Genomic DNA, 7,264 nt, shown 5'->3' with positions numbered 1-7,264 from the left:
CCTGCCAATCCTCACCCCAGTGTCAGCTTCGTTCTGACCACCTGAGCAATTACGCTCGTGTAGCCGTTGCAGCCACTGACGTAGCGCTCGTCGAGGAGGTTGTTTGCGTTCACCTGCAACTGGAAGCCTTGAAGGGTCGGGTAGAGGTGTTTCAGGTCATAGGAAACGATGGCATCGACTAGCACACTCTCGGGCACCTTGAAGGTGTTTGCGGCATCGCCCCAGGATGGCCCGAGGTACCGTACGCCGCCGCCAATCTCCAGGCCGAGCATCGGTCCCTCGGTGAAGCGATAGGTCGCCAGCAGCGAGGCGGTGGTGTCCGGCACCAGCACCGGGCGGCGACCCTGCAGCGGGACCGCGCGATTCGTCAGATCGTTCACGGTGGTTCCACCGTCTTGCACGTTGCGGATGTCGAGGAGCGCGAAGCCGCCGGTCAGGGTGACACCTTCGGTCAGGTTGGCCCGTGCCTCTAACTCGATGCCCTGCACGCCGACCTCTCCGGTCTGCACGACGAAGCCCTGGCGCAGCGGGTCCGCTGTGGTGCGGTTCGACTGGCGGATGTCGAAGGCGGCCGCGGTCAACAGGATGTCGGTGCCGGGGGGCTGGTACTTGATGCCGGCTTCGTACTGGTCGCTGAGCTGCGGGTCGGGCACTCGACCTACGGTGCCGAACGCCGTGTCGAAGACCCGGCCCGCGACGATCGGCTCGAAGGCTTGGCTGTAGGAGACGTACGGCGCGATACCCGAATCGAACAGGTAGAGCAGGCTCGCCCGTCCGGTGAAGGCGTCGGCCTGCGCGTCCTGCAGCGTCAGCGTACTGGTCCCGGCTGTACGATTGAAGCTGCGGGTCGGCCCCGTCTGGCGTGCGGCGTCGTAACGACCACCCAGCGTCAGCACGAGGCGATCGAGTTTCATTTGGTCCTGGAAGTACACGCCGGTCTGCTGCGCATCGACACGCGACGTCGTGTTGAAAGCAGGGATCGGGATATTCATCGCGTAGTTCGGCATCAGGACGTTGAGGTCCGGCGCGTTCGGAAACGGGGAAGCGCTCGTCCGGGTGCTGAACGTCCGATGATCGACACCGAGTAACGCGGTATGGGCGATGAAGCCGGTGTCAAAGTTGGCCACGAGGTTGCTATCCATCGTGTAGGCTTCCGCCGCGACGCTGGTGGCGATGACAGCGCGGGGCAGCAGCGGGCCACTGGCCGTCGGACCGTTCAGGACATTGAAGGCGCTGTAGACGCTGCGATAATCCCCTTGCGTGCGCAGGTATCGTCCAGCCGAGTGGAAGCGCAGGTTCTCGTTGAATCGGTGGTCGAACAGGTACTCGACCGAGGCCTGGGTCCGATCGGAGCGTTCAACGTTGCGGTCGCCGTCGTAGAAGTTGACCGGCAGGCGGCCGATCACGCCGTTGCCGAAGTTGCGCGGGAAGACCGTGCCCACGGCCGGAAAGCCGCCGTAGAAACCAGAGAACGGATCGCGCTGGTAGTTCCCGATGATCGTGAGCTGGGTATCGGTGGAGGGCCGCCACGTTACGCTCGGGTTGATCAGCGCGCGCTCGACCCGCGTGGTGTCGACAGGACCGTCGCCGTTCCAGCCGGCGCCCACGAGACGATAGGCGAACTGGTCGGCGAGCCAGGGAACGTCGGACTGGACCGGCCCGCCGATATCGACGCCGCCGCGGACCTCGTTGAAGCCGCCACCCTGCACGAAGATCTCGCCGTGCCGGACAAATTGCGGGACCTTCGAGACGAGGTTGACGATGCCGCCCGGCCCGGACTGCCCGTAGAGCACAGAGGCCGGCCCCTTGATCACATCGATCCGCTCCAGGCGGTAGGGATCTACCGTTGCATTGGCGTCGCGCCCGCCGAGCAATGCCATGCCGTCGAGGAAGACCGGCGCCGAGAAGCCGCGGATCAGGAACTGCTCCAACCGGGTCGATCCGGCGCCGCCGCGCTGCTCGGTGGTGACGCCGGGGGTGTAGCGAAGCGCTTGGTTCACCGAGAGCGCGTTCCCGTCCTCGATCTGTTTGCGTCCAATCACCGAAATCGACTGCGCCGTCTCTAGGATCGGCGTGTCAGTCTTAGTAGCGACGGTACTGCGGCTGGCGACATAGCCCGGCACGCCGCCTTGGGCACCACCAGGACCGTAGAGGCTGCCGCCAAGGCTTTTCCCCGCCCCCTCACCGGTGACGCTCAACTCGGATAGCTCGATGTCGGTTGCAGGTCCTGCCTGAGCCATGATTGGCGTCGTCAAAATCAGGCAAGACGTCGTGGACAGCAATACCGTATATAAAGAAGCGCGCAGGGTGTACTGGCACAGATAAAATCGAACGCCGCGCCTACATTGACTCATTCTTATAGCCTTCAACTCGACGCACGTCACAGAAAACGGCCGTGAGGGATGCCGCGTCACGGCGGCGTAATGCGATAGACACCGCCTTCGCCATCGAGCAAAGATTTATCTTATGGAAATATTCAAAAGTAAGATTGAAGTATTCCATTCTGGATTAACGACAGCGTTAATTCGTGGGTACCCGATACGGGCTCTTGCTTGCGGGACTGCCTCGCAACCGCCTGAGAACCCATGGGCGCCATCTTTCCGGACTGGCAGATCGCAAAACTCGACAGATGCTATTCTGCAACAGATCGAACCGGCTACTAGCTTCGAAGAAAGCGGCTCGCACAAGTTGATCGCGAGGAAGTAGCGACAGAAAGCGGGGCGTTGAAGAAAGTCGAGGCGATGTCCGGCCGGATGCTTGGCGCCGCGGCGATCAAGGTGGTGGCCGATGACGAAACTGGGGACCTGAAGAGCGCGACGATGTTCAGAGCGTTCGCCGAGGGCCTGTTAGCGTCTGATCCGATCGCTCGCAGCATTGAGGCAGAAGAAGCCCATGAAGCTGCAAGCGGTTTTTCGTATCGGGTTTCGATGGCGCGCCATTCCTGGAGCCTCGTGGTGAACCACCCGTCTGGAACGATTTGATGACGTCGCCAGCGGCCGTGCTGCCTCCGGGCTGAGTGTTACTCTCGGTTCGATGCCCTTACCAAAGCCGTTGACCAGCGGACGGAGCGGGCATGCAGCGCATCACGGTCACCATCGACGACGATTTACTGGCTGCCGTCGACAAGCTTTGCGAGCGGCGCGGTTACGGCAGTCGCTCGGAGGCGGTTCGCGATATCGTCGCGCCATCACAAGCAGCGCTTGCCGGCGACACGCCATTCTATGGTGCGCTGAGCTACGTCTACAGCCACGGCACACGCGACCTTGCGCGACGCCTGACCGACGAGGGGCATCACCATGGTGTTTCGGTCGCCAGCGTGCATGTCGACCTAACGCGGGACGACTGCTTGGAAGTCGCCGTTCTGCGGGGATCGGTGGCCGCCATGCAGTCCTTCGCCGATAGCGTCACCACCCAGCGAGGTGTGCGCCATGGCCATTTGCATCTCATTCCGGAAGGCGGCGTGGAGTCCGACGATCATGCCCATGCGCACGGTGAGACTGGGGGCGACTGAGGACAACCTGCAACATCGGCCGGCTCGATCGGACGGTGTGAGCTTGACGTATGTTTCTCATACTCCGGGCGTGCAACGAACGTCTGCCGTAACGTCGATCCCGGAGCGTCCGTGTCCCGCCTCGACGTCCGACCTCCTGGAACGTGCCGGTGAAGGCACCTGCTTGGTTCCGCGAGGCGCCTGCTCCTGGCGGGTACGGGGAATGCCTGGGCCGCCCCGGCCTCCACGATCACGCCTGCCACGGTGGCGCTGTCGGAACTCTCCGTATTGGCGGAGGCACCCGCCTCGCCGCCGCCGGGCTCGCCGGCATACCGTTCCTGCTGTCCTCCGCCCACGCGGAGAATACGGCTGCCAACGACGCCCCCGCACCCGTTGTCGGCCACGATCACGAAATGGCCGGCTACGATCCGAAGGTGCACTGGATGGGCGATGAGCGGATTGCGATGCTCATGTACCCCGGCATGACCGTCATGGACCTCATCGGGCCGCACAGCATGTTCGCTGCGATGATGGGGGCCGAGATCCATCTCGTCGCCAAGTCGCTCGACCCGGTGACCAGCGATGCCAGGGTGACGATCACGCCGAACGCGACCTTCGACACCTGCCCGCACGACCTCACCGTGCTATTCGCGCCGGGCGGCACGGATGGCACGATCAAGGCGGCCACCGACCCAGCAACGCTCGCCTTCATGGTCGACCGGGGAAGCCGCGCGAAATATGTGACCAGCGTGTGCTCCGGCTCGCTGATCCTCGGGAACGCAGGGCTGCTCAAGGGCTACAGGGCGACCTCGCACTGGTCGTGCAGGGATGCGCTGGCCGGGTTCGGCGCGATCCCGACAGACGCGCGCGTCGTCCGCGACCGCAACCGGATCACGGGGGCAGGCGTGACCGCGGGTCTCGATTTCGGCCTTACCATGGTCGCGGAACTGCGCGACCGAACCTATGCCGAGTGCTGTCAGCTCATGAGCGAGTACGACCCCGATCGGCCTTACCATGCCGGATCGGTGAACACCGCCCTGACAGAGGTGAGAGAGCCGATGATGAAGATAGTCGCCGGCTTCGGACAGGCGGAAAAGGCACTGGCGGCAGATAGCGGACTGCGGTGAGGCAAGTGAGATCGTCTTGACGCCAGCGTCTCGGTTCCGATTTTTGAAAGAAAGCGCAATCACCGTCCACTTTTAAGCACGACCCAAATCAGTTGCTACGGCAAAGTCGGGTCGCTTTCAGTCGTGCGGCTGGAATGCTACCCATCCGCCTCATCACGAGGGGCTATCCAATGACCTTCCCGACGCGTCGCGCCGTGTTCCTGGCCGTCATCATGGGCTGCGTTCCAGCTTTCGCACAAACCTCGGTCCCGGCTGGTCCGGAGACGGTTGCCTCGCAAGCCGTCATCAGCAAGCTGAACGCCTACGTCGGGCTCTTGAACCGGACGCTCCGCGCCTCGGAGTCGATGACGCGTTACGCAAGCTGGGTGAACATGCGGACCGGCCCGACAGGTCGTGAGAGCATCGTGTACGGGCTCTACTCACTCTATGACGTGCGCGACGAGATCGCGAAGGCGAAGGCGGCCGTGGATGCGGAACCCCGCATGCCGGAGCTCGACGCGGCCATCCCGCCGTACGTCGCGGCCTACGAAACGCTCGCCCCGCTGATTGCGCAGGGGAACGGCTATTACGAGCGGGCGGATTACAAGGTCGACAAGATGGCGGAGGGGAAGACCTTGCACGCCAAGCTCGCGCCGGCCGGCAGAGCCTTCCTGGAAGAACGGGCGAAGCTCGAACCGCTCTTCGCTCGGGAGAAGCTCAAGAGCGACGAGGCCGAGCTCGCGCTGATCGAAAAGCAGGAAGGCCGCAAGGCCCGCTGGGTCGTCGCCAATGTCATGCTACGAGCGCGTCCGATGGTGGAACTGCTCCCGCGCGAAGCCAAGCCCGTAGTCGACCTGCCGGCCTTCGACGCCGCACTCGCCACTTATGCCTCGGCCGTCAGGAGCATGGACGAGTATGCCGCAGCCGAGCCGGGCTCCTTCTCAGGCTTCGAGGGCCGACCGGCTTCCTGGCTTGGCAATCTCCGCGAGTTTCGCGAGAAGCTCGGCCGCGCGAAGGGCGACGCACGCCGCGGCCGTATCGACACGACCTGGATCGTGAACGACTACAACACCCTGATTTCGTCCTCGCAGACGGCGACCCAATTCCCGCGTTAGGCTGTCCCGCCGGACGCTGCCGGTGCGGACGGGACCATCCCGTACCATGCACGTTGGATCCGGCGCCGCGCGGTGCCGGGACGAAGAGGAAGCCAGACGATGCAGTCCGACACTCCACGCCCCGGAGACGATCCCCTCCCGCCCATCGGCGACCCTTCTCCCGGACCTCGGGTACCTGAGATCGATCCGCCTGCGGAGCCACCGACCCCTCAGCCACCCGGCCCAGTCGAAGCTGTCTGAACGCGTGGCGATCCGGTAGCGCAACTCATGACGAGGGAGACGGCAGCCGTAGCGCGACCTCGTTCCGGCGCAGGAACGGCACGGAGAACGGCGGATCGTAGCCCATGAAGAAGCGCTGATCCGCCGGCTTTCGTCCAGCGGTCTCCATCACATTCGCCAGGATGCGAGCCTTTTCGTCCCTCGCCGCAGGCGACGCGGTGCCGGAGAAGCGCAGGACGGCCAACCGTTCCGGAGGGATGCGAACCAGTCTCACACCAGGTTCGGTCGGCTCCGGCGCACCGGCTTCGACGACCATCCTCAGCAGGTAGAACCGCATCGTTCCCCTGGCATCCGTCTCGACGGCAACGCGTCCCTCATAGGCCCGCACCTCGACCCCACGGTCGAGTCGCTCGACGACCGCATAGCGCGGCTCCTCATAGGTCCCGCGGATGCCCACGGCCATCAGCGCGGCGAGAACATCGATGGATATCTCGGTCAGGTCACCCTGAACCGCCATCGCTCCCGAGGCAGCGAGGCCCTCGGCCTGTTCCGGCTTGCGATGCAGCGATCTGACGGCAGGACCGCAAGCCGGAGGCCGACCTTTCCGAAGTCTCCGACTATGAAGACATTCAGCAAGGGCTTTGGCCGTGACTACTTTAATGTTGCCAGGTAGGCGATGACGTCCGCGACCTTCTTGTCATCCTTGAGGCCTTGATAGACCATCTTGGTGCCCTTGACCTTATTGGCGGCAGGACCAGTCAGCCACTCTTTAAGATTGGCCTCATCCCACGTGATGCCCGACTCCTTGAGGGCGGTGGAATAGTTGTAGCCTTCGTAGGAAGCAGCCTTGCGTCCGACGACTCCGACAAGGTTTGGCCCGACAGAATTCTTCCCGAGTGCATGGCAAGCCTTGCAGGCCGTGAAGACCTTCTCGCCGGCAGCCGCATCCTGGGCCTGCGCGGAGAAGGTGGGGAGGATGATTGCAAAGGCGGCGGCGAGAAGGTGAGTACGCATCGGTGTGGATCTCCAGGTGCGGCAGTCGACGTCTGTTCGTGACCGGTTGGCCACACCACAGAACTTGAGCCGCTCGGGCAAACCTAGGACGGATCTGATCACCACTGGAGGAAAGCGGATGCGGCCAATAGAAGCCAGGCCGCTGCGGATAAAACTCAACCTATCGGCTCCATGAGAATCTGTAGGCGCCAGCTGCGAGATCCAGCGCGAAAGCTCCGGTGCCGGTTACGTGCGGTGGTAAGGCGCATCGTCAAGGCAGTTCGGCCTGAGCATCTATCAGTTTGAACCCTTGTCGTTGACGGCCTGACTCCGCCTGTGAT

6 protein-coding genes and 1 pseudogene are annotated in these 7,264 nt (G+C 63.5%); 4 read left to right on the top strand and 3 right to left on the bottom strand.

Going from position 1 to position 7,264, the window contains the following annotated elements:
* Nucleotides 1-11 precede the first annotated feature (11 nt).
* On the bottom strand, nt 12-2,240 hold the full coding sequence (locus tag G3T14_RS22535; protein WP_246733502.1) for a TonB-dependent siderophore receptor: 2,229 nt from the start codon (nt 2,238-2,240) through the stop codon (nt 12-14).
* 372 nt (nt 2,241-2,612) lie between these two features.
* Here G3T14_RS22535 and G3T14_RS25590 point away from each other — a divergent pair.
* The 4 genes and pseudogenes from G3T14_RS25590 to G3T14_RS22515 all read left to right on the top strand — a co-directional run.
* Nucleotides 2,613-2,822: pseudogene (locus tag G3T14_RS25590) on the top strand (hypothetical protein); the annotation flags it as partial.
* Between the two features lie 251 nt (nt 2,823-3,073).
* A complete protein-coding gene (gene nikR / locus G3T14_RS22525) occupies nt 3,074-3,511 on the top strand; it encodes a nickel-responsive transcriptional regulator NikR (RefSeq protein ID WP_163644747.1) in 438 nt (145 codons plus the stop codon).
* 392 nt (nt 3,512-3,903) lie between these two features.
* A complete protein-coding gene (locus G3T14_RS22520; protein ID WP_163644746.1) occupies nt 3,904-4,617 on the top strand; it encodes a DJ-1/PfpI family protein in 714 nt (237 codons plus the stop codon).
* 170 nt (nt 4,618-4,787) lie between these two features.
* Nucleotides 4,788-5,711, top strand: a complete 924-nt coding sequence (locus G3T14_RS22515; protein WP_163644745.1) for a YiiG family protein — start codon at nt 4,788-4,790, stop codon at nt 5,709-5,711.
* 265 nt (nt 5,712-5,976) lie between these two features.
* Here the strand turns inward: G3T14_RS22515 and G3T14_RS22510 are convergent, their stop codons facing one another.
* Together G3T14_RS22510 and G3T14_RS22505 are read right to left on the bottom strand one after the other, a co-directional pair.
* Nucleotides 5,977-6,447: a heme-binding protein gene (locus tag G3T14_RS22510; protein ID WP_163644744.1), complete on the bottom strand. Its 471-nt coding sequence runs from the start codon at nt 6,445-6,447 to the stop codon at nt 5,977-5,979.
* Nucleotides 6,448-6,581: 134 nt separating this feature from the next.
* Nucleotides 6,582-6,944, bottom strand: coding sequence for a cytochrome c family protein (locus tag G3T14_RS22505; protein ID WP_163644748.1), 363 nt, complete (start codon nt 6,942-6,944; stop codon nt 6,582-6,584).
* Nucleotides 6,945-7,264: the final 320 nt, after the last annotated feature.

This window comes from Methylobacterium sp. BTF04 (assembly GCF_010692745.1).
Taxonomy (GTDB): domain Bacteria; phylum Pseudomonadota; class Alphaproteobacteria; order Rhizobiales; family Beijerinckiaceae; genus Methylobacterium.
This window is presented reverse-complemented; position numbering and strand designations above follow the sequence as displayed.

What these genes read in the sequence shown, in the direction of transcription:
- G3T14_RS22515 (WP_163644745.1), top strand. Translation starts at nt 4,788, where the DNA reads ATGACCTTCCCGACGCGTCGCGCCGTGTTCCTGGCCGTCATCATGGGC.
- G3T14_RS22505 (WP_163644748.1), bottom strand. Translation starts at nt 6,944, where the DNA reads ATGCGTACTCACCTTCTCGCCGCCGCCTTTGCAATCATCCTCCCCACC.
- G3T14_RS22520 (WP_163644746.1), top strand. Translation starts at nt 3,904, where the DNA reads ATGGCCGGCTACGATCCGAAGGTGCACTGGATGGGCGATGAGCGGATT.
- nikR (WP_163644747.1), top strand. Translation starts at nt 3,074, where the DNA reads ATGCAGCGCATCACGGTCACCATCGACGACGATTTACTGGCTGCCGTC.
- G3T14_RS22510 (WP_163644744.1), bottom strand. Translation starts at nt 6,447, where the DNA reads ATGGCGGTTCAGGGTGACCTGACCGAGATATCCATCGATGTTCTCGCC.
- G3T14_RS22535 (WP_246733502.1), bottom strand. Translation starts at nt 2,240, where the DNA reads ATGGCTCAGGCAGGACCTGCAACCGACATCGAGCTATCCGAGTTGAGC.